This is a genomic window from Prolinoborus fasciculus, from assembly GCF_056724605.1.
This window is the reverse complement of the sequence record NZ_JBWZQN010000036.1, coordinates 1-21,241: the sequence shown is the minus strand read 5'-3', so window position 1 is coordinate 21,241 and position 21,241 is coordinate 1. Positions and strand designations below refer to the sequence as shown.

16 protein-coding genes are annotated in these 21,241 nt (G+C 43.8%); 12 read left to right on the top strand and 4 right to left on the bottom strand.

The genetic code is table 11. The features are described from left to right. Positions 1 to 20 precede the first annotated feature (20 nt). A complete protein-coding gene (locus tag AC1P5O_RS09830) occupies positions 21 to 2,600 on the top strand; it encodes a bifunctional diguanylate cyclase/phosphodiesterase (RefSeq protein ID WP_348942104.1) in 2,580 nt (859 codons plus the stop codon). 172 nt (positions 2,601 to 2,772) lie between these two features. Here AC1P5O_RS09830 and AC1P5O_RS09825 read toward each other — a convergent pair whose 3' ends face one another. The 3 genes from AC1P5O_RS09825 to AC1P5O_RS09815 form a co-directional block, all read right to left on the bottom strand. Continuing rightward, a complete protein-coding gene (locus AC1P5O_RS09825) occupies positions 2,773 to 3,972 on the bottom strand; it encodes an MFS transporter (RefSeq protein ID WP_004646967.1) in 1,200 nt (399 codons plus the stop codon). 17 nt (positions 3,973 to 3,989) lie between these two features. Next, complete coding sequence (locus tag AC1P5O_RS09820) at positions 3,990 to 5,255, bottom strand: DcaP family trimeric outer membrane transporter (RefSeq protein WP_004646966.1); 1,266 nt, start codon at positions 5,253 to 5,255, stop codon at positions 3,990 to 3,992. Positions 5,256 to 5,372: 117 nt separating this feature from the next. Further along, the gene (locus AC1P5O_RS09815; RefSeq protein ID WP_121979791.1) at positions 5,373 to 6,671 is read right to left on the bottom strand and encodes an MFS transporter; all 1,299 of its coding nucleotides are present in this window, start codon (positions 6,669 to 6,671) and stop codon (positions 5,373 to 5,375) included. A 455-nt stretch (positions 6,672 to 7,126) separates the two neighbouring features. On the opposite strand from AC1P5O_RS09815, the gene AC1P5O_RS09810 reads away from it, so the two are divergent. Genes AC1P5O_RS09810 through AC1P5O_RS09800 form a run of 3 tightly spaced genes read left to right on the top strand, consistent with a single transcriptional unit; the run spans position 7,127 to position 10,660 of the window. After that, on the top strand, positions 7,127 to 7,900 hold the full coding sequence (locus AC1P5O_RS09810) for an enoyl-CoA hydratase (protein ID WP_121979790.1): 774 nt from the start codon (positions 7,127 to 7,129) through the stop codon (positions 7,898 to 7,900). 2 nt (positions 7,901 to 7,902) lie between these two features. Continuing rightward, positions 7,903 to 9,423, top strand: coding sequence for a 3-hydroxyacyl-CoA dehydrogenase (locus AC1P5O_RS09805; RefSeq protein WP_121979789.1), 1,521 nt, complete (start codon positions 7,903 to 7,905; stop codon positions 9,421 to 9,423). A gap of 25 nt (positions 9,424 to 9,448) precedes the next feature. Next, positions 9,449 to 10,660, top strand: coding sequence for a 3-oxoadipyl-CoA thiolase (locus AC1P5O_RS09800; RefSeq protein WP_005266395.1), 1,212 nt, complete (start codon positions 9,449 to 9,451; stop codon positions 10,658 to 10,660). A gap of 119 nt (positions 10,661 to 10,779) precedes the next feature. Here AC1P5O_RS09800 and AC1P5O_RS09795 read toward each other — a convergent pair whose 3' ends face one another. After that, positions 10,780 to 11,217: a PaaI family thioesterase gene (locus AC1P5O_RS09795; protein WP_005266396.1), complete on the bottom strand. Its 438-nt coding sequence runs from the start codon at positions 11,215 to 11,217 to the stop codon at positions 10,780 to 10,782. 110 nt (positions 11,218 to 11,327) lie between these two features. On the opposite strand from AC1P5O_RS09795, the gene AC1P5O_RS09790 reads away from it, so the two are divergent. The 8 genes from AC1P5O_RS09790 (at position 11,328) to AC1P5O_RS09755 (ending at position 21,066) form a co-directional block, all read left to right on the top strand. Further along, positions 11,328 to 12,083 (top strand): class II aldolase/adducin family protein, encoded by a 756-nt coding sequence (locus tag AC1P5O_RS09790; protein ID WP_005266397.1) that lies wholly within the window; start codon positions 11,328 to 11,330, stop codon positions 12,081 to 12,083. Next, positions 12,080 to 13,003 carry a 2-hydroxyacid dehydrogenase gene (locus tag AC1P5O_RS09785; protein ID WP_005266398.1) on the top strand — a complete coding sequence of 308 codons (924 nt, stop codon included), beginning with the start codon at positions 12,080 to 12,082 and terminating at the stop codon, positions 13,001 to 13,003. The genes AC1P5O_RS09790 and AC1P5O_RS09785 overlap by 4 nt, the downstream gene beginning before the upstream one ends. Before the next feature lie 34 nt (positions 13,004 to 13,037). Continuing rightward, a complete protein-coding gene (locus AC1P5O_RS09780; protein ID WP_017397916.1) occupies positions 13,038 to 13,826 on the top strand; it encodes an enoyl-CoA hydratase-related protein in 789 nt (262 codons plus the stop codon). An 11-nt stretch (positions 13,827 to 13,837) separates the two neighbouring features. Then, on the top strand, positions 13,838 to 14,818 hold the full coding sequence (locus AC1P5O_RS09775) for an NAD(P)H-dependent flavin oxidoreductase (protein WP_004280300.1): 981 nt from the start codon (positions 13,838 to 13,840) through the stop codon (positions 14,816 to 14,818). 210 nt (positions 14,819 to 15,028) lie between these two features. Next, entirely contained in the window at positions 15,029 to 16,831 is a 1,803-nt protein-coding gene (locus AC1P5O_RS09770) for an acyl-CoA dehydrogenase C-terminal domain-containing protein (protein WP_222110437.1), read from the top strand. Positions 16,832 to 16,971: 140 nt separating this feature from the next. Further along, positions 16,972 to 17,799: an alpha/beta fold hydrolase gene (locus AC1P5O_RS09765; RefSeq protein ID WP_499005984.1), complete on the top strand. Its 828-nt coding sequence runs from the start codon at positions 16,972 to 16,974 to the stop codon at positions 17,797 to 17,799. A 12-nt stretch (positions 17,800 to 17,811) separates the two neighbouring features. Continuing rightward, complete coding sequence (locus tag AC1P5O_RS09760; RefSeq protein WP_164543025.1) at positions 17,812 to 19,308, top strand: flavin-containing monooxygenase; 1,497 nt, start codon at positions 17,812 to 17,814, stop codon at positions 19,306 to 19,308. Between the two features lie 75 nt (positions 19,309 to 19,383). Further along, positions 19,384 to 21,066, top strand: coding sequence for an AMP-binding protein (locus AC1P5O_RS09755; RefSeq protein WP_164543024.1), 1,683 nt, complete (start codon positions 19,384 to 19,386; stop codon positions 21,064 to 21,066). Positions 21,067 to 21,241: the final 175 nt, after the last annotated feature.

Below are 21,241 nucleotides of genomic sequence, written 5' to 3'. Positions count from 1 at the left end.
TAAGGAAGGTGATAGTCTGAATGAATAATAATTGTGATGATCAAGAAATTTTTCATATTTTTAATTTGATTGGTCGCCATACTGAACTTAAACCTATCCTCGATGTCATTAGCCAGTGGCTTGAATCGCGTATTCCAGATGCGCTTGTCACCATTATGCTCTATCAGGATGACACACAAACTTTAAATATCATAAGTGGTAAACAACACTTCTCAAAAGAGCACTGTAATGCTATTCAAGATTTGAAAATTGGGCCAAATCAAGGATCGTGTGGCGTAGCTGCTTTCTTACGTCAGTTGGTTATTAGTCCGAATTTAATGAAAGACCCAAACTGGCAGCCTTATCGTGCTTTGGTAAATGCAGAAAAATTGTCTAGCTGCTGGTCTATGCCGATTATTAATGCTTCAGATATTCTGTACGGAACGTTTGCTACCTATTATCGAACACCAAAAATACCGACTGAGCATCATATTCAGCTTTTACAACAAGCGGCAAAATTAGTTGCTCTGGCAATTGAGCTTGATCAGGAACGCCAAAAAAGACATGAGCTTAATGAAAAATACAGCTCATTTTATACCTATCATCCAGATATTATTTTTGAACTTGACCTACAGGGACATGTGCTTAATACCAATATTGCTTGCGAAGAAATTACAGGTTTTTCTAAAGCGCAAATTCATGGTCAGCACTATTGTGCCTTCATACCGCCCGAATTCCATGAACTTGCTAACGTTTCATTTTCAGAAGCGGCGCAAGGTAAATCTCAACATTATGAACTTCCAATTTATAATGTTGCAGGCGATATCTTATGGCTGGATCTGACCAATTTACCGATTATTCAAAATCAGAAAGTCACCGGTATTATTGGCATTGCCCGAGATATTACTGTATCGCGTGAAAACAAGGAGTCTCTACGATTATTAAAACGGGGGGTAGAGGCCAGTCCGAATAGTCTTTTTATTACCGATGTCTCTGAAGAAAGGCTAATGGTGTATGTAAATCCGGCTTTTCTAAAGCTCACCGGTTATACAGCAGCAGAAGTATTAGGACAAAGCTGTTTTTTCTTACAGGGTCCAGATACTGATCCGGATCAGATTGCATTACTCAAGCAAGCGGTCAAAGAACAAAAAGAAATTCAGGTGACTATAAAAAGTTACTGTAAAGATGGTAGCTGGTTCTGGAATCGTTTAACTATAGGTCCTATTTTTGACCAGACAGGAACCTGCACCCATTTTTTGGGGATTCAGGAAGATATTACCCAGCAACGTATTCACGAAGAATATATTCAGCATCAGCATACCCATGACCATTTAACCGGTTTACCGAACCAGTATGCATTCAAACAGATTCTGGAAAATATTTTTGAAGCACAGCACGAGAGCTCACAACCTTTAGTCTTGCTGTATATAGATCTGGATGATTTTAAAAATATCAATGACAGCTTAGGTCATCTGGTGGGTGACCAGATTCTCAAAATTGTAGGCGAGCGGCTGCAAAAATTTGTTCAAGGCAATAATGTGCTATGCCGCTTCGCTGAAGATGAATTTATTTTGCTGCTCTCAGGGACAGATGAGCATACTGAAGTCGAGGCGATCGCCGGAGAAATTCTTGATCTTCTTTCCATGCTGTTTATTGTTGATCAGTACAAAATACATTTAAGTGCCAGTATTGGTATTGTGGCAGATGACAGTTCGATCCATCATTCTTCTGAATTGATCTACCAGTCTGTTTTGGCGATGCAGGAAGCCAAAAGACAAGGTCGTAATATGTGGCAGTGGTATGAAAAAACCAGAATGCAGCCTGTCGCAGAAATAGACTATACCAATCTGCGTCTGGAACTCATGGAAGCGATCAATCAAGAAAATTTTGACCTGTTCTATCAGCCGCTGGTTCATCCTGAAACTGGACTGGTAACAGGTGTAGAAGCTTTAATCCGTTGGTGCCATCCACAGCAGGGTTATATTTCCCCAGCGATTTTTATTCCACTTGCAGAAAGAACTGGGCAAATTATTAGTGTAGGTCAATGGGTATTGGAAAAGGCCTGTTTAGATATTGCCGAGTGGAACAAGACACACAATAGCCAGATCACGGTATCGGTGAATATTTCTCCTTTGCAATTCCGTAGAGCAGGCTTTTTGCAGGTGCTTGAACATGCACTTGAACTCAGTCAATTACCGCCGGAATTACTTAAAATTGAAATCACGGAAGGTGTCATCATTAATGGTGCAGATCGAACCATAGAAATTTTGAAAGCAGTGCGTGCTTTAGGTGTACAGGTCGCCATTGATGACTTTGGCACAGGTTATTCGAGTCTCAGTTATCTGCGTCGCTTGCCGATTAATCAAATCAAGTTAGACCGTAGTTTTATTGAAGAGCTGACCCTCGATGGTCAGGATGCTGCAATTGTGCAATCGATTATTCATCTAGCCCATCAGCTGGATCTGGAAGTTGTCGCGGAAGGGGTCGAAACCGTAAGTCAAGCCAGTTTACTCTATCAACAGGGTTGTGATCTGCTACAAGGCTTCTTTTATGCAAAACCTGCACCTTTAACTGAATTGAAGCCTGTTTATCTCGCAATGGAAAATAGTAAATTGAATTAACTCTAAAAGTTAAGATATCAATATTTTCAACCGCTCTTCAGATAGAAAGGAAACGTTAAACAGGCTTAAAGAATTTTTCTATTTTATCAGCGTATCATCTCTATAATTTATGCTCGGTACAGAAAGCGGGATAAAAAAATAAGCTTTTAACCCCAAAGGTTTTTAACAGTATCTAAGGCTCAGGCTGAATATTGGCTAAATTTCTTTCTTGGTTTAAATCATAATAGTTAATCAAAAAGATCAACACGGCAAAAATAAAACCTAAAATGACGCAGGCAGACCAGCCATAGCTTTTCCATAAATGCAGCGATAAAAATGCACCCAGACCGGCACCTGAAAAATAACAGGTCATATAGATGGCATTAATCCGCGAGCGAGCCTGCATTGAAATTCGATAGACCAGATTCTGGTTCAAGACATGCAAACAGGAAATTCCAAAATAAGCCAGAATTAAGCCCAAGATATAAATCCATAAATAATTCTGGGCAAAGAATAAAGGAATCCAGGCCAGAATCAGTCCGCACGTAGCCAGATGCGCAATCCATTTTTCCCGATGCCTGCCAATCATTTTACCGGTCCACTGAGAGGACCAGATGCCGACCACCCCCACAATGCCCATGAGGCCAATCTGGAAATCATTAAAATGATAAGGTGCTTCAGCCAGAATAAAAGTCATGGTAGTAAAGATAATACTCAGCATGCCAAAACCCAAACCTCCGATCATACTACGCCGGATCAGCATGGGTTCTGTGCGTGCAAAGGTAAATAGTGAGCGATAAATTTGCAATATATTCATCTGCAACTGGCTCTTAGCGCTTGGTAACTGGAACCACATGGCCAGACTCAGCAGAAGAATTGCACAACCACTAAACAAGTACACCGCATGCCAGGACCATAAAGTAGAAATCAGTCCGGCCACGGTACGGGCAAACAGAATGCCGACCAGAACACCACTCATGAGTAGGCCAACGACTTCGGCACTTTTATCACGCTGCGACAGGCTGGCGGCAAAAGGAATCAGAATCTGGGTGGTGATCGAACAAAAAGAGGCGAGCAGGGTAAAGCCATACAACATATGCAGATTGGTACTGGCTGAAAGCCCAATAAGCGCCAATCCGGTACAGAACATCAAACTGCAGATATACAACCGTTTTTCGAACAAGTCACCCAAAGGGACAAACAAAAATAATCCGGTGGCATAGCCAATCTGGGTCAGTACTACAGTCCAGCCAGACTGAGCCACACTGATCTGCAGATCCTCTGCAATAGAATAAATCAAGGGCTGGTTAAAATAGTTACAACCTGCGCAGAGTGCGCAGGTCATTGCCATCATGAACATGAAACGGCGTGAAATTTGCCCTTGGGCTGACATCCTTGTCTCCTGAGGCTTTAAAAACTATAGTTGGCAGAGAGGTTGATACGCGAAATATCTGCTTCCTTATTGTCAAAGGTTTCACGCTTGCCATGATGATATTCTGCACCCAAATTAATCTTTGGAACAGGAGAATAGATCACGTTAGCCACATAGTCGGTTAAGCGCTTATTGGTTTCCGGATTGGCTTTGGCATAATCGCTAGAATCATCAAAATCAACCACGCTGGCATTAATACTACTACGTAGTTTCGGCGTAAATTTATGCGTGAAGCCAATATTTATACTATTGAACTCATTCAATAAAAGTTCATTATTGATTGGATCGACTGAATAATCGCCACCCCAGGCAGCACCATCGGTTGTTGAACCTTGAGTCAAGAAAGCTGCAATACGCTGATCACCGACCATATGGAAATAGTTCCCCTGAATTGAGTTTTGATCATCTAAACGGTAACGTCCGCCAACGCCCACACCCCAGCCAACTTTTTCAATATCACCTGTATCTGTTTGCGCTTGCTTTTGATTGACAAAGCCTTGAGCTAATAAATGAAGAGGGCCTGATTGATGAACATATTTAGTGCTTAAGGCAGGTAAGGCAGAAGAACGATCGCCACCGGCCATGTACTCCAGACCGACATTCCAGGTATTTTCCGGATCAAGTTTGAAAGCATAGCTCACCTGAGGTGTACGTAAGACTGATCCACCCAGGAACAAGCTGTAGTCGACAGCTTCAGTGCTAATCTCTGGTGTTGACATCAATGACCAGGCCTGACCAAACGTCCAGTTATAGTATTTTAAGTGTGCATGACGGATACGTAATCCACCATCGCCTTTACCATTGTTGGTCCAGAAGTCGGCTTCTAAACGAGCAGAAACATTCGGATTGCCTCCTAGATCTTTGGCCAGGAAACCAATCCGGCTGGCAGCCGCAGTAAAATCGGAACGTACAGAATCCGGTTCAGTAAAAGGTACTTTATTAATCTGGTTAATGGTACGGCCACGGGCTTCAGTAGTACTTTTGAAATCGACTGCACCATCAAAGCGGATCAAGCCATAAACATCGACATTATCTACCATTGAACTCAGCGTTTTAGAGTCTTGCGCTTTGGCTTGTTCCTGCTGGTTCTTTAATGCAAGTTGCGCGGCTTTTTGTTGTTCTAGTTCTGCCTGGATTTGCTTTAACTGTGACTCAAGAAATTGCATACGGTCTTCAGAAGCTTCTGCTGAAAATGCCTGTGCTGAAGCAATACCACATAATGTCGCTAAAACTAATTTTTTCATTTCTTAATCCCTAAAGAAATTTTTAATCCTGAATGAAAGGAGACCTTTCTATACTGACGTGTTGTAAATATTTGAAGTGAGGAAGGCAGCGATTTGACCTGCCTTCCGAAGTAGGGTTTATTCTGCTTTTTGCGGATCGTATAAACGGTCTTTAATAAACAGGGCAGGAATCAAACCGCATAGGAAATATGCTGCACCCATTACCAACAGACCTGTACCGATCGAACCATGCATCGCCAGATAACCAATCGTAATTGGCGCGAAGATTGCACCGATACGACCAATATTGAATGCACCGCCCACCGCTGTACCACGAACACCAGTCGGGAAACTTTCGGTTAGATAGGTTGCATTGATGGCATATGGAATACCGTACAGGAAGCCGAAGATTAGCATCAGTACGCCAATGTTATCGGCATTATGCATATACACCACGACAGGGATAAATAGCGCTGTTCCCATGGTGCCGAAAGCAAACACAATACGGCGACCAATTTTATCAGCAACATAACCTGCAATGATTTTGGCGAATATCATGGTCAAGAAAGTACCAATCATATAGATCGCCATTTCCTTGAATTTGATCCCTAATTCCGCTTCCAGATAACTTGGCAGCCAGTTGCTCACCCCAAAGTAACCGAATAAGAGAAAACCTGAGCTGAATGACCATAAGATAAACATTCTGCCGTGGGTTTTATCTTTTAAAATGGTGATATATGGATTGCCTTTTTTCGCATCGTTATCCACGATCTGGCCAGTTCTTTTCATTTCCCGGACACGTTTCCACGATTCAGGTTCAGGCACCATAAAGTGCATCAGAATACCCAGAGCTAATGGCGCAATCGTGATCCAGTACAGCATACGCCAGCCGAACTCAGGAATAATCCAGCCTGAAAGCATGGTAATCACCAAAGAACCCAGAGTGAAGCCGGTCATCAATGTTGCCAGCACTGTGGTACGGTATTTGGTAGGCACATATTCAGACATCAAGGTATTACAGGCAATATACAAGCAGCCCAGACCTAAGCAGGACAGAGTACGTAACATTGCAAATTCAGTATACGACTGCGCAAAACCTGAGTAGGCGGACAAGATCGAGAAGGCGATGGTGGCCAGTACAATGACGCGGACACGTCCAAATTTGTCGCATGCCCATCCACCAATAAAACCTCCGATTCCCATACCCAAAAGAGAATAACTTCCTAAAGCACCAGCCTGTACAGAAGTTAGTCCCCATTCAGCTTTCAGACTGGTCAGGCTGAAAGCCAGAATCCCGATATCTGCACCGTCACAGAGCAAAATCAGAAAAGCAAAGACAAAAGCCGTCATCCATAGACGTTTTGGCGCCTGTTTAATGGTATCCGTGGAGGAGACATCGGTTTTATTGTCTCCTGTTACGATGGTATCGCTTGTCATTCTTATATCCTCTATATATTAAAAGTAGCATTTCCTCTGCTACCGCTAAATCCATTTTTCTTCCTCACGGAAACATAGTTTTCCTGATTTAACAGACTCGCTCTGCACACAACAGCCGCTGCATTTATTATCAGGCTACATTCGATTTTTCATGCTTTACGCTAAATCAAAATCATCTCATTGCTGGAAAATTTGATTTCGTAAATTAATTTTAAGTTCTGCCTTATGGCGATTATTCATTTAAATGAATAATCAGATTGCATTTAAAATACTTAATTCCGTATTACGAAATTAATTAATCATAAAATGATCAATTGAACAAGAGTTTTTACTCTATTTTTAGTAAAAAATAACTTTTTTGAATTATGGAGTTAAAAATCCTTGATTTATAGCTTTAGAAACCTTAGTTTTATATAAAATAAAATTTCGCTATACAAAATAAATGGAGTTTTTTAATGGAACAGGTCGTTCAAATAGAACAAATTTCAACTCATGTAGCGATGGTTAAAATTCATCGACCAGAAGCGAAAAATGCCCTGAATACAGAAGTGCGTCAGAAACTTGCGGCGGCTTTTTTGCAACTGAATGATGATGAAAATGTCCGTGCCATTATTCTTACGGGTGGTGAAACAGATTTCGCAGCAGGAGCCGATCTTAAAGAACTGGCCAATGCTGAAACCATTCAAATGATGCAACGTCGGACTGAACGTTACTGGCAGGCGATTGCACAGTGTTCAAAACCGGTGATTGCAGCAGTCAATGGTTATGCACTTGGCGGTGGCTGTGAACTGGCCATGCATGCGGACATTATTATTGCCGGGAAAAGTGCCCAGTTTGGTCAGCCTGAAGTGAAAGTGGGTGTTATGCCGGGTGCAGGTGGTACCCAGCGTTTATTCCGTGCAGTGGGCAAATTTCATGCCATGCGAATGATCATGACGGGTTGTCTGGTGCCTGCACCGGAAGCCTATCAAATTGGTCTGGTGTCCCAGGTGACTGAAGACAGTGAAACCCTTGCTACAGCTATCAAGATGGCGGAAGGCCTAGCGAAAATGCCGCCAATTGCTCTAGAGCAAATCAAAGAAGTGGCTTTATTGGCTGAAGATGTGCCGCTTAATGCCGGACTTACCCTGGAACGTAAGTCTTTCCAGATGCTGTTCTCATCCGAAGATCAAAAAGAAGGCATGCAGGCCTTTATTGAAAAACGTAAACCGAATTATCAGGGACGATAAGCATGAGTATTCAGATTCAGAAAATCGGTATTATTGGTGTAGGCACGATGGGTGCAGGTATTGCCCAGATCGCGATTCAGTCTGGTCATGATGTGGTACTGTTTGATGCCAAAGAAGGGGCAGCCGAACAGGCACAGGATAAACTGGCCAAAACATTAAATACCTTGGCAGATAAAGGTAAATTCAGCCATGAAAAAGCCGCTGAAGATATTGCTCATCTGTCGACTGCCCAGCAGCTAGAAGACCTGAAAGATTGTGACTTGATTGTTGAAGCGATTATTGAAAATCTGGAAATCAAGCAAAAACTGATGCAGCAACTGGAAGGAATGATAAAACCAGAGGCGATTCTGGCATCTAATACCTCTTCATTGTCGATCAGTGCAATCGCTGCCAACTGTGAGCAGCCAGAACGTGTTGCCGGTTATCACTTCTTTAATCCGGTCCCACTCATGAAAGTGGTCGAAGTGATTGAAGGCTTTAATACCCGTGCTGACATTATTGAAGCATTAACCCAGCTCTCGATTAAAATGGGTCATCGTCCGGTCAAAGCTAAAGATACTCCAGGGTTTATCATTAACCATGCCGGCCGTGCCTTTGGTAGCGAAGCCTATGCAATTCTGAATGAAAATGTCACACCATTTTATGATATTGACAGGATCTACCGTGACGGAATCGGTTTCAAGATGGGGCCGTTTGAATTAGGTGATCTGACCGGTATGGATGTCTCGCATCCGGTGAGTGAATCGATTTATCATCAATATTATGAAGAAGCGCGTTACCGCCCAAGCGTGATTACCCGCCAGCGTTTTATTGCTAAACAGCTAGGCCGTAAAACTGGTAAAGGTTTTTACGCTTATACCTCAGGGAGCAAAGTAGGTGATGTAGCTCCAACACTGGTTGAAAAGCTGGATCAATATCCATCGGTTTGGCTAGGCACAGAATATAGCGAAGACCTTCAGGCGCTTGAGCAATATCTGCAGCAGTTCAACATCCAGATCGAGCAAACTGACGCACCTTCAGCAGATGCTTTAATTCTGATTGCGACTTATGGTGAAGATGCAACTTCAGCCGCAGTCCGCTATCAGGTGTCTCCGCAGCAAGTAGTCTGTATTGATCTGCTTTACGGCTTAAATAAACACCGTACTTTAATGCCAACGTTTGTGACCAAAGCTGAACTGGTAAATGCAGCACAATCTATTTTCAATCTGGATGGCGTGACTGCAAGCACAATTCAGGAAAGCGTCGGCTTTGTAGCGCAACGTGCTTTGGCAATGATCGTGAATCTCGGCTGTGATATTGCCCAGCAAGGTGTTGCAACCGTAGAAGACATCAACGTTGCCGTGAAATTAGGCCTTGGTTATCCATACGGCCCAATTGAATGGGGCGATGTACTGGGTGCGGAAAAAATTCTGAAGATTTTAGACCGCATGACTGCGATTACACGTGACCAGCGTTACCGTCCAAGTCCTTGGTTGCGCCGCCGCGTTCAGCTCGGTTTACCTCTTGTTCATACTACACATTAATTAAAAAGTTAAAGGAATAACACTCATGTTAAATGCATATATTTATGATGGTTTACGTTCACCAATCGGTCGCCATGCCGGAAGTCTGGCAAGTGTACGTCCAGATGATCTGGCAGCAACAGTCATTAAAAATCTGCTAGAAAAAACCGGTATTCCAGCAGCGGACGTAGAAGATGTGATCTTTGGTAGTACGAATCAGGCTGGTGAAGACAGCCGTAATGTGGCTCGTTTTGCTGCACTGCTTGCAGGTATGCCAGTGACCGTTCCAGGTCAAACTGTAAACCGTCTTTGTGCTTCAGGTCTGGGTGCTGTAATTGATTCAGCACGTGCTATTACTGCAGGTGAAGGCGAGCTGTATATTGCAGGTGGTGTAGAAAGTATGACGCGTGCACCGTTTGTAATGGGTAAAGCTGAAAGTGCATATTCACGTGATGCCAAAATCTATGACACTACGATTGGTACACGTTTCCCAAACCGTAAATTCACCGACCAGTTTGGCGCGCACAGCATGCCAGAAACAGGTGATAACGTTGCTGAAGAGTTTGGTATTACGCGTGAACAGGCAGATACTTTTGCTGCTGCATCACAAGCGAAATATCAAGCTGCAAAAGAAGCAGGTTTCTTTGACGGTGAAATTACGCCGATTGAAGTTTCACAAGGACGTAAATTACCGCCTAAATTAGTGACTGAAGATGAACATCCACGTCCATCTTCAACATTTGAAGCATTATCCAAGTTAAAACCGCTTTTCGAAGGTGGTGTGGTGACTGCGGGTAATGCATCAGGTATCAATGACGGCGCTGCAGCATTGATTATCGGCAGTGAAAAAGTTCAGGAACAGTATGGCTTAAAACCTTTAGCTCGTATCCTGTCTTCTGCAGCCGCTGGCATTGAGCCACGCATCATGGGGGCGGGTCCAATCGAAGCGATCAAGAAAGCTGTAAAACGTGCAGGTTTGACGCTAGATGATATGGACATTATCGAGATCAATGAAGCATTTGCCAGCCAGGTGTTATCTTGCCTGAAAGGTCTGGATGTGGCTTTTGATGATCCGCGTGTCAACCCAAATGGTGGTGGCATTGCAATTGGCCATCCATTGGGCTGTTCAGGTGCGCGTTTGGCTTTAACTGTTGCGCGTCAATTACAGCGTACTGGTAAAAAATATGCCGTGATCAGCTTATGTATCGGTCTGGGTCAAGGTCTGGCGATGGTGATTGAAAATCCTGAAGCTGCATAACAGCTTAAGTAATCGCCTTAATGCCATGTATCTATGATATGCATGGCATTTTTTATTGGGATTTTTTCAAAATAAAAAAATCCCTGCACATACAGGGATTGATTACATCAGTGTAATGATTACTTACGACCAGTGACTAATAATGTTGCCGACCCAAAGGCATAAACTTTACCTTCTTTATCGATAATTCGGCCTTCTGAGGTCAGTACATTACGCCCGATCCGGATGACTTCACCAATAGCTGTATAAGTTTCGCCGCTTTTCATCGCTTTCAGCATTTTCACATTCAGGTCAATGGTCGAGAAACTGACACCTGCATCTACTGTCGTATGCACGGCAGCGCCAGTCGCACTATCTAGAACCGTTGCACAAAAGCCGCCATGAATACCACCCTGTAAATTGTAATGGCGCTGATCAGGACGCACCTCATATTCCACATAGTTTTCGCGCACCAAGGTCAGACGCATGGGAATAATTTCACTCATGGCTGAACTGGGAATTTCCCCATTTTTAATTGCGGTGAGATATTCAAGTCCGTTTAATTGTGATATTGGCATATCAACTCCTTGTAATGACTTATTTCGCCTTATGAAATAATATTCTGTTTTTCTAAAATTATGATATAACAGATAGTGATCGAAATGCTATATTTTTCCAGGATGGAACGATGACAATAAAAAATCTCGTCACAGATGCTGAATGGCAGGCACGTTGTGAACTCGCAGCGCTTTATCGCATTATTGCGCATTACCGGATGACTGATTTAATTGATACCCATATCAGTTTAAGAGTCCCTGATCAGCCTGACTGTTTTCTGATTAATCAGTATGGTGTCGCTTTTGAAAAAATGTGTGCCTCAACGCTGGTCAAGATTAATCATGAAGGGCAGGTCGTAGAAAGCTATGAACAGGATAAGCCGGTGAATATGGCAGGCTTTGTCATCCATGCCGCGATTCATGAAGCACATGCTCATCTGAACTGTGTTATTCATACGCATACCGCAGATGGCATAGCAGTTTCTGCACAGAAACACGGACTTCTGCCCATTTCCCAGCACGCCATGAAGTTTTATCAGCAGGTGGCCTATCACGAATATGAAGGCGTGGCACTTTCAACAGATGAACAAGAACGCCTGATTCAGGACCTGGGCGGCCATCGCGCCATGATTTTACGCAATCACGGACTTTTAACGGCGGGCGAAACCATTGCACGGGCCTTTCATGAAATCTATTTTCTAGAGCGTGCCTGTCAGGCACAGGTGAAGGCCTTAAGCGGCGGTGCCGAACTGCATTATCCAAGTGAAGATGTACGAATTAAAACCGCCAAGCAGTTCGCTAGTCCTTTAGTTGAACCGATTTTACAGCGTGCCTGGCAGGCCGCTTTGTCTTTGATTGAGCATCAATATACGGAGTATGCATCATGATTGTGATATCCAGTACTGTGCCGAATATTGAAGCAATTCTGGTGAAGTCTTTTCAGAAATATGCCCCTGAGGGCAGTTTTTGTACATTGGACAGCCCGGAAGCAGAACTGGCGACCACAGCAGCCTCGTGGTTTCCAGATCTAGAAAAACTCCGACAACTTCCAGAACTTGGTCTGATTCATTCGATTGCTGCAGGAGTCGAACATTTAAATTTAAACGAGATTAGATCTGACCAGTCAGTCTGCCGGGTACTGGATCCACATCATCAAAAAGGCATGTTTGATTATCTGCTTTGGGGTGTGCTGTATTTTCAGCGTTATTTTGACCGCATGATCCAGCAGCAAAAGCAGCAGTTATGGAAACAGTATCGTCAAAGTTATAGTCATCATATCCAGATCGGGATTATGGGCCTTGGCCATATGGGCGGTTATGTGGCAAAACGTTTTGCCGACATGGGCTATCAGGTGTCTGGATGGTCCAATTCCCCAAAAGAGATTGCTCAGGTCAAAAGCTATGTAGGCCAAGAACAGCTTTCCGAGTTCCTGGCCCACAGCCAGATATTGATTAATCTGCTGCCACTCACTGAAGAAAACACCGGTATTCTTTCTGCTGAATTATTTCAACAGTTACCTGAACACGCTGCTCTTATTCAGGTGGGTCGTGGGCAGCATTTAATCGAGCAGGATCTACTCAATGCACTGGATTCAGGTCATCTCCGTGGCGCAATTGTCGACGTATTTGAACAGGAGCCATTAGCTGCTGAACATCCATTCTGGCAGCATGAAAAGATCGTTGTTACACCACATGTTGCTTCACATGCACCTATGTCTGTGGTGGTGGAACAGATTCTAGAAAATGACCGACGTTTAAATCTCGGGCTGGATTTATGCCATCAGGTAGATGTCAATAAAGGCTATTAATTGTAGGGATACCGGAAAAATAAGGAAATTGATGATGTGGGAAACGATTCAAACTCAGGTTCAGCAAGGCGTCGCAACCTTAAGCTTTAACCGCGCGGATTCACTCAACAGTTTTAACCAGCAAATGCATGAGGAAGTGCAACAGGTGCTGAAAAACTGGAATACAGATCCGAATATTCGGGTAATTGTGATTCGCGGTAATGGCCGGGCATTTTCAGCGGGACAGGATTTAAAAGAACGTGCTGGACAGCTCGGCAATGTGCCTTTGCCACCGCAAGGCTCGCTGGCCAAATACTATAATCCCTTGATTAACCTGATCCGCCAGAGTCCCAAACCGGTGATTGCAGCAGTGAATGGTGTGGCTGCCGGTGCAGGTGCCAATATCGCACTGGCCTGTGATCTGGTCATTGCCAAGGAAAGTGCCCGATTTATTCAGGCTTTTTCTAAAATTGGCTTGATTCCTGATGCTGGTGGCACCTGGATGTTGCCACGTTTAATCGGTTATGCACGTGCCATGGCACTCACTTTTCTAGGCGAACCGGTGCATGCCAAAGAGGCCGCCGAAATGGGCATGATCTGGAAAATGCTTCCAGATACAGAATTTGATGCTTATATCGACGACATTGCACAGCGATTATCTCAACAGCCGACTTATGCGCTGGCTTTAACCAAACAGGCCTTGCAACGCAGTGCTGAAAATAACATAGACCAGCAACTGGAGCTGGAACAAAACCTGCAATATCTGGCTCTGAGCAGTCAGGACTATAAAGAAGGTGTCCAGGCTTTTGTCGAAAAACGCCCTGCACAATTTACCGGATGCTAAGGAGAGCATTTATGAAAATTAAGACCCGTATTACCGAGCTTTTAGGCATTCGCTATCCAATTATTCAGGGCGGCATGATGTGGGTCGGTACCGCAGAAATGGCCAGTGCCGTATCTAATGCAGGTGGCTTGGGAACATTAACGGCATTGACTCAACCGACGCCTGAAGCCTTGGTCAAGGAAATTGCACGCTGCCGAGAAATGACCGATCAGCCTTTTGCGGTCAATCTGACTTTATTGCCCGCTGTGAATCCGCCGCCATATGCAGAATACCGACAGGCGATCATTGAAAGCGGTATCAAAATCGTAGAAACAGCAGGCAACAAGCCACATGAACATATTGAGGCGTTTAAGCAACACGGCATTATTGTCATTCATAAATGTACTTCCGTCCGTCATGCGCTTTCAGCACAAAGAATCGGTGCGGATATCATTTCGATTGATGGTTTTGAATGTGCGGGCCATCCGGGTGAAGACGATATTCCTGGCCTGATTTTAATTCCTGCCGCTGCGGATCAGCTTACTGTGCCGATTGTGGCCAGTGGCGGTTTTGCTGATGGCCGTGGTCTGGTCGCAGCTTTGGCTTTAGGTGCTGAAGGCATCAATATGGGTACACGCTTTTGTGCCACTAAGGAAGCGCCGATCCATTCAAACATCAAACAGTTCTATGTCGATAATGATGAAAGGGCGACACATCTGCTGTATCGACAGTTCAGGAATACTGCCCGTGTTGCCAAAAATGCGGTATCTGATCTTGTGGTGAAAATGAGTGAAGATCCAAACCTGCAATTTGAACAGATTCGTCCCTATGTCAGCGGTTTAAAAGGCAAGCTCGCTTTAGAAAATGGCGATATTGATGCTGGTGTACTGACTGCAGGTCAAGTGATGGGATTGATTCATGACATTCCGACTTGTCAGGCGCTGATCGAAAATATCATGCAGGAGGCAGAGCAGATTGTTCAGCAACGTTTAGCTCAATTTTTTCCACGTTAATCAACTTTAGTGAAGTCGCTGAATAGAAAAGCCATTCCACCATGAATGGCTTTTTTCATCCTGTATATTTTTTATTTTTAAATGGGAAATTTCATCGAATGACTAGATTTTATTCTTTAAATTATATTATAGTGGATTTAAAACATAATTTCGTATTATGAAATTAATTGTCATAAATATACAAATTAGAACTCATACAAGGGAATTACGATGAGAAATTATATTGCGCCATTAAAAGACATGAAGTTTGTCCTGAAAGACCTGTTAAACGTTGAACAGAAATATCAGGGCTATGCAAAATTCGCAGACAAGGTTTCTATGGATATTATGGAGCAATATCTGGAAGTCGCTGCGGACTTTTGCCAAAACGAACTTCTACCGATTAATGCGACAGGCGACCAGCAGGGTTGCCGTTTGCAGGATGGCATCGTAACTACTCCAGATGGGTTTAAAGCAGCTTATGACAAATATGTAGAACTCGGCTTTACCTCTTTAACCGGTGATGAACAATATGGCGGTCAGGGCTTCCCGACCTTATACCGTATTGCTATTTCTGAAATTATTACTGCAACCAACTGGTCGTGGGGGATGTACCCAGGTCTGTCACATGGTGCCATGCGTACTTTAGAGCACCACGGTAGTGATGAACAAAAACAGAAATTCCTGGTACCTTTAATTGCAGGTCGCTGGACTGGAACCATGTGCTTGACTGAATCTCATGCCGGTTCTGATCTGGGGCTGATCCGTACCAAAGCTGTGCCAAATGAGGACGGCAGCTATAGCATCAGTGGCGAGAAAATCTTTATCTCAGCCGGTGAACATGATCTGGCGGAAAATATCGTGCATATCGTATTGGCACGTTTGCCAGATGCACCTGCGGGAACCAAAGGTATTTCGCTGTTTATTGTGCCGAAATACAATCTGGATGAAGCTGGTAATGTGGCTTCCCGTAATGGCGTGGTATGTAGCGCTCTTGAACACAAGATGGGCATTCACGGTAACGCGACCTGTGTGCTGAATTTTGATAATGCCAAAGGTTTCCTGATTGGGCCTGAAAATCGCGGCCTAAACTGCATGTTTACCTTTATGAACTCGGCACGTATCGGTACAGCCATTCAAGGCTTGGCAGCAGCAGAGTCTTCTTACCAGGGGGCATTGGCTTATGCCCAAGACCGTCTGGCGATGCGTTCACTTGAAGGTGCGAAAGCGCCAGGCCAACCTGCAGATCCGATTATCGTGCATCCGGCAGTACGTAACATGCTGCTGACTCAAAAGGTGTTTGCAGAAGGTTCACGTGCACTTGCATATTATCTGGCGACCTATGCCGATATCGCTGAAGCCACTGACAGCCCGGAAGAAAAGAAAGCAGCTGAAGACCGTCTAGCATTATTAACCCCTATTGCCAAAGCATTAATGACCGAAACCGGCATAGAAGCGGCTAAACATGGTATGCAGATTTTCGGTGGTCACGGTTATATTGCTGAACATGGCATGGAACAGATTGCCCGTGATGCACGTATTGCCAGCCTCTATGAAGGAACTACTGAAATTCAGTCCATTGACTTGTTGGCGCGTAAAGTGCTGGGCTCAAAATTGGGTTTGCTGACCGCATTAACCGATGAAATTCAGGGCTTTGTAAAAGAGCATCAGCAACATGTCCAGTTCAGCCAGCAAGTTGCACAAGTCAGCCAGTTGACTGAACAATGGCTGAAATTAACCAGAACCATTCAGGAGCAGGCTCAACAGTCTGCCAATGAAATTGGGGCAGCATCAGTTGACTACCTATATTTCTCTGGTTATGTCGTGTCCGCTTATTTGTGGCTGAAAATGGCAATTACTGCGCAGCAGAAAATTGAAGAAGGCAATACTGATCCGTTCTATGCAGCCAAGATCAAAACTGCACAATTCTTCTTTGCGCGTATTTTGCCAAGAACTTCAACCCACTTTGCCAATATTCAGGCGGGCGGTGAAAGCCTGTTTTTACTTGAACCTGAAGAGTTCAAATTCGATTAAACCTTTTGACCCACGATACTCGTGTCGTGGGTCTTTTTTAATAATTTTTGCATCCTCACCCAATTCAAATATTGAGATTTATTCTCGGATATTGAATAAACCATAAAACAACAAGATCAGGAGTCTATATGGATTTAGACATGATTACTCGACAGTGTCCTTATGCTGATCGGCAGCTTAATTTTCATGAAGTCGGACAGCGTTCTGCATTTCCGACTATTATTTTGATTCATGGCACCGGTGGAAATACCGACAAGCATTTCAGCTATATTTTTCCGATGCTGGGTATTCATCAGCGGGTTTTATCCATTGATTTGCATACCCCGAATAAAGCTGATCTAAAGGTGACTGATTTTAGCCAACAGGTTGAAGCATTGATTCAGCATGCAGTTGCAAAAGATGAAATCATTACAGTGGTCGGCTATTCACTCGGTGCCGTGATTGCTGCACAAGTGGCAGCCAGTTTAAAACAGCGCGTAGCGCGTTTGATCCTGTTAGCCGGTTGGGCCAAAACCAGCTCGGTGCAACAACTACGTACTGTCATTTGGCAGCAATTATTTACTGAACAATCTGCGGCCTTGCCTCATTTTGTCAATTATTGCCTGTATAGCGATGATTATCTGTCTGCACGAAGCGAACAGCAGGTGTTGGATCTGGCACGCTTTGTCAAACCTTCACTAGATGCAGCCAAACAGCGTGAACTGAATTATCGCATTGATATTACATCAGCTTTATCTGACATCTGTGCAGAGACTCTAGTCGTTGCCTGTCGTGAAGACCGCATGGTGCCTGTAGCGCAAGCTAAACTGCTGTTTGCTTCAATTTCGAACAGTCGCTATATCGAAATTTCTTCAGGACATGCGCTCTATATCGAAGCGCCAGCAGAAGTGGTGCAACTGATCAACCAGTTTAGCCAGCATCCAGAACAGTATCCGGTGAATCAAAAAATCCAGCCTTATATGCCTTAAAGGAGATAAATAATGCAAGCTCAAGGACAGCGCAGCAAGATTCTGATTGTAGGCAGCGGTTTTGGTGGATTAGGCATGGCAATCCGTCTTAAACAGCAGGGCATTCACGATTTTAAAATTATAGAACGGGCAGCAGAAGTGGGCGGAACCTGGCGTGACAATACCTATCCCGGTGTCGCCTGTGATGTACCGTCCCATTTATATTCTTTCTCGTTTATTAAAAATCCCAACTGGTCGCGTGTCTTTCCGCAAGGGGCAGAAATTCAGCTCTATTTGATCCAATGCTGTGATCAGGAAAATATCCGGCCACATATCGATTTTCATACCCAACTGGAAAAAGCTAGCTGGAATGCTAAAGAACGCATCTGGGAAATTCAAACCTCTAAAGGTCTGTATCAGGCTAAGATTTTAATTACTGCAACCGGGCATCTGGCAGATGAGCATCTCCCACAAATTCCGGGGCTGAAAGAATTTGAAGGCCAAGTGATGCATTCTGCGCGCTGGAACCACGAGCTGAATCTGGAAAATCAGCATATCGTTGTGGTCGGTTCTGGTGCTTCTGCCATCCAGCTTGTACCGGAAATTGCCAAAACAGCAAAAAGCCTGACCGTCTTGCAACGTAGTGCGCCATATATTTTGCCCCGACCAGACCGAGCTTATTCTGAGTCAGAAAAACAGCTTTTCCGCAAAGATCCGGACAGTATGTCGGCCCTCAGACATTCCTTGTTCTGGGGCAATGAATACAATTTTGCCCAGCGCCGTAATCTGAAAAGCCAGATTGAGCGGGTCAAGAAAAACTGCCTGCAATTCTTAAAACATCAGATTTCAGATCCTGAATTACAGCGCAAACTTACGCCGAATTATGAACCTGGTTGTAAGCGCTTATTGCTTTCTAATGATTATTATCCGACTTTTCTAAAACCAAATGTCACACTTGAAGACTCAGCATTGGCAGAAGTTATGAAAGACGGTGTATTAAGCCAGGCTGGAAATAAATTTTCTGCAGATATCATCGTATTTGCGACAGGATTTGAAGCGGCACGTCCACCCTATGCCGCAAAGGTGGTGGGTAAACAGGGTTTAAGCCTGAAGCAGCAATGGTCCAGCGGTATGCAGGGTTATCAGTCAACGACCGTACACAACTTTCCAAACCTGTTCATCCTGAATGGGCCAAATACAGGCAGTGGACATAATTCAGCACTTTATTTTCTGGAAACCCAGTTTGATCTGGTGCTGGATGCCTTGCAGTTTTTTGAGCAGGAACAGATTCAGGTCTTTGAAGCAGATCAAGAAGCTGAAAATAGCTATATGCAGGAGCTACAGCAGCTTTCGCAAGGTAGTGTCTGGTTATCGGAAAGCTGTAAAAGCTGGTATCTGGACCCGGTCAGTCGCAAGCTGACTTTGGTCTGGCCGGATTATGCTCATTCATTTAGGGATAAAAATCAGCATTTTATTCGTAGCGGTTATCACTATCAGTATGTTGAATCGAGACAGCAGAAAGTGGTTTAAAAATATGTAATTAAAATCAAAATCTTATGGTTTAAATAATACAAATAAATGTAAATCCAGGACAGGAGTATAGTCATGAGCAGTCAGCCATGGATGGAAGAATATAAAAAGTGGAATATCAATCCGGAGTTTACCCGGCCAGATCCTGAGAAAACCCTGAGCACGACAATTGCTGAGAATTTGGTGAAATTTCAGGATAAAACCGCATTTATCTATCTAGATCGCAAATTCAGCTATCACGATATCGATGTGTATAGCCAGAAACTGGCAAGCTATTTACAGAGCCTTGGGCTGACTGCTGGCAGCCGTATTGCGGTGATGCTGCCTAATATTATTCAATATCCAATTGCTACTTTTGCCATTATTCGTGCGGGTTATGTGCTGGTCAATGTCAATCCCATGTACACCCAGCGCGAGCTCTATCATCAACTACAGGATTCAGGTGCAGAAGCCTTGATTATCCTGGGACAGACTTTAGAGCAATTAACAGCACTAGATGAATGTCCTGAACTCAAATATGTCATTTCGACGCATCCGCTGGATTTTATTCAAGAGCAGCCAAGTGCTATTTATAGTCAGGCAGCACAATATCCAGATAAACAGTTTTTTGACTTTAAACAGGCAATAAATCAGGTAGAGATTATTGAGTTTGAACCGCCTGTACAGCATCAGGAAGATACGGTCATTCTGCAATACACGGGAGGAACCACAGGTGTTTCTAAAGGTGCTGAACTGAGTCACCGTAATATTCTATTTAATATTGCCCAAAACAGTACCGTATTTATCAGCCATTTTGGTGACCGTTATGCCACTGAAAATGAATATGTTTTCTGTGCCTTGCCACTGTATCATATTTATGGATTTACCATCTGCCTGTTCAGTTATGGTTTAAGCCGTGGTTTCGCCAATGTTCTGATTCCAAATCCGAGAGATCTGGATGCTTTGGTAGATCAATACCAGAAACATCCACCGACCGTTTTTCCGGGTGTGAATACCATGTTTAATGCCTTGGCGCATCATTCACGTTTCCGTGAGCTGGATCATTCAAGCCTGAAAACCACAACCGGCGGAGGAGCATCTATTCTGAAAAATACGGCAGAGTTATGGCATGAGGTTACAGGCTGCCAGATTTATGAAGGCTACGGACTTTCTGAAACCTCACCCACTGCAACTTTTAACCCTCCTTTAAGCCGGCGATTTAGTGGCACGATTGGCTTGCCATTGGCAGGGACTGAAATTCTGATTCTGAATGATGAAGGAAAACCTGTAGAACTTAATCAGGCTGGAGAAATCGCCATACGTGGTCCACAGGTGATGAAAGGATACTGGCAGCAACCCGAAGCAACAGCACAGGTATTTACCAAAGATGGATTCTTCCTGACAGGTGATATCGGTTGTATGGACGAACAAGGCTATATCACCATTCTGGACCGCAAAAAAGACATGATTCTGGTCTCCGGATTTAATGTTTATCCCAATGAGCTGGAAGGCGTGCTGTCCAAACATCCTAAAATACTGGAATGTGCAGTGATTGGTATTGATGATGAAAAGTCTGGACAGGTACCCAAGGCATTTATTGTGAAACAGGATGAAACTCTGACCCAAGATGAAGTCATGACTTATCTGAAGCAGCAACTGACCAGTTATAAATTGCCCAAATACATTGAGTTTGTGGCTGGATTACCAAAGTCTGCAGTAGGAAAAATTCTGCGTCGCGAGCTGCCTCGTACTGTTCAGCCGAGCGCTAAGGCCTGTTAAGGAATGATCTAATCCATTATCTTTAAAATAAAAAAGGAATCGCAAGATCACTGCTGTCCCATAGTTTGCTTTAAATAAAAAAACCTGAGTCCTAACAGTTAAAATATGAGTGCAAACAAACACTTTAACGACCAGGATTCAGGTTTTGTCACATCAGAATACCGTATTTCATGAG

Coding starts and splice junctions, on each gene's coding strand:
- AC1P5O_RS09815 (WP_121979791.1), bottom strand. CDS start 6,671: ATGACAAGCGATACCATCGTAACAGGAGACAATAAAACCGATGTCTCC.
- AC1P5O_RS09830 (WP_348942104.1), top strand. CDS start 21: ATGAATAATAATTGTGATGATCAAGAAATTTTTCATATTTTTAATTTG.
- AC1P5O_RS09805 (WP_121979789.1), top strand. CDS start 7,903: ATGAGTATTCAGATTCAGAAAATCGGTATTATTGGTGTAGGCACGATG.
- AC1P5O_RS09820 (WP_004646966.1), bottom strand. CDS start 5,255: ATGAAAAAATTAGTTTTAGCGACATTATGTGGTATTGCTTCAGCACAG.
- AC1P5O_RS09825 (WP_004646967.1), bottom strand. CDS start 3,972: ATGTCAGCCCAAGGGCAAATTTCACGCCGTTTCATGTTCATGATGGCA.
- AC1P5O_RS09785 (WP_005266398.1), top strand. CDS start 12,080: ATGATTGTGATATCCAGTACTGTGCCGAATATTGAAGCAATTCTGGTG.
- AC1P5O_RS09755 (WP_164543024.1), top strand. CDS start 19,384: ATGAGCAGTCAGCCATGGATGGAAGAATATAAAAAGTGGAATATCAAT.
- AC1P5O_RS09770 (WP_222110437.1), top strand. CDS start 15,029: ATGAGAAATTATATTGCGCCATTAAAAGACATGAAGTTTGTCCTGAAA.
- AC1P5O_RS09775 (WP_004280300.1), top strand. CDS start 13,838: ATGAAAATTAAGACCCGTATTACCGAGCTTTTAGGCATTCGCTATCCA.
- AC1P5O_RS09790 (WP_005266397.1), top strand. CDS start 11,328: ATGACAATAAAAAATCTCGTCACAGATGCTGAATGGCAGGCACGTTGT.
- AC1P5O_RS09780 (WP_017397916.1), top strand. CDS start 13,038: ATGTGGGAAACGATTCAAACTCAGGTTCAGCAAGGCGTCGCAACCTTA.
- AC1P5O_RS09760 (WP_164543025.1), top strand. CDS start 17,812: ATGCAAGCTCAAGGACAGCGCAGCAAGATTCTGATTGTAGGCAGCGGT.
- AC1P5O_RS09795 (WP_005266396.1), bottom strand. CDS start 11,217: ATGCCAATATCACAATTAAACGGACTTGAATATCTCACCGCAATTAAA.
- AC1P5O_RS09765 (WP_499005984.1), top strand. CDS start 16,972: ATGATTACTCGACAGTGTCCTTATGCTGATCGGCAGCTTAATTTTCAT.
- AC1P5O_RS09800 (WP_005266395.1), top strand. CDS start 9,449: ATGTTAAATGCATATATTTATGATGGTTTACGTTCACCAATCGGTCGC.
- AC1P5O_RS09810 (WP_121979790.1), top strand. CDS start 7,127: ATGGAACAGGTCGTTCAAATAGAACAAATTTCAACTCATGTAGCGATG.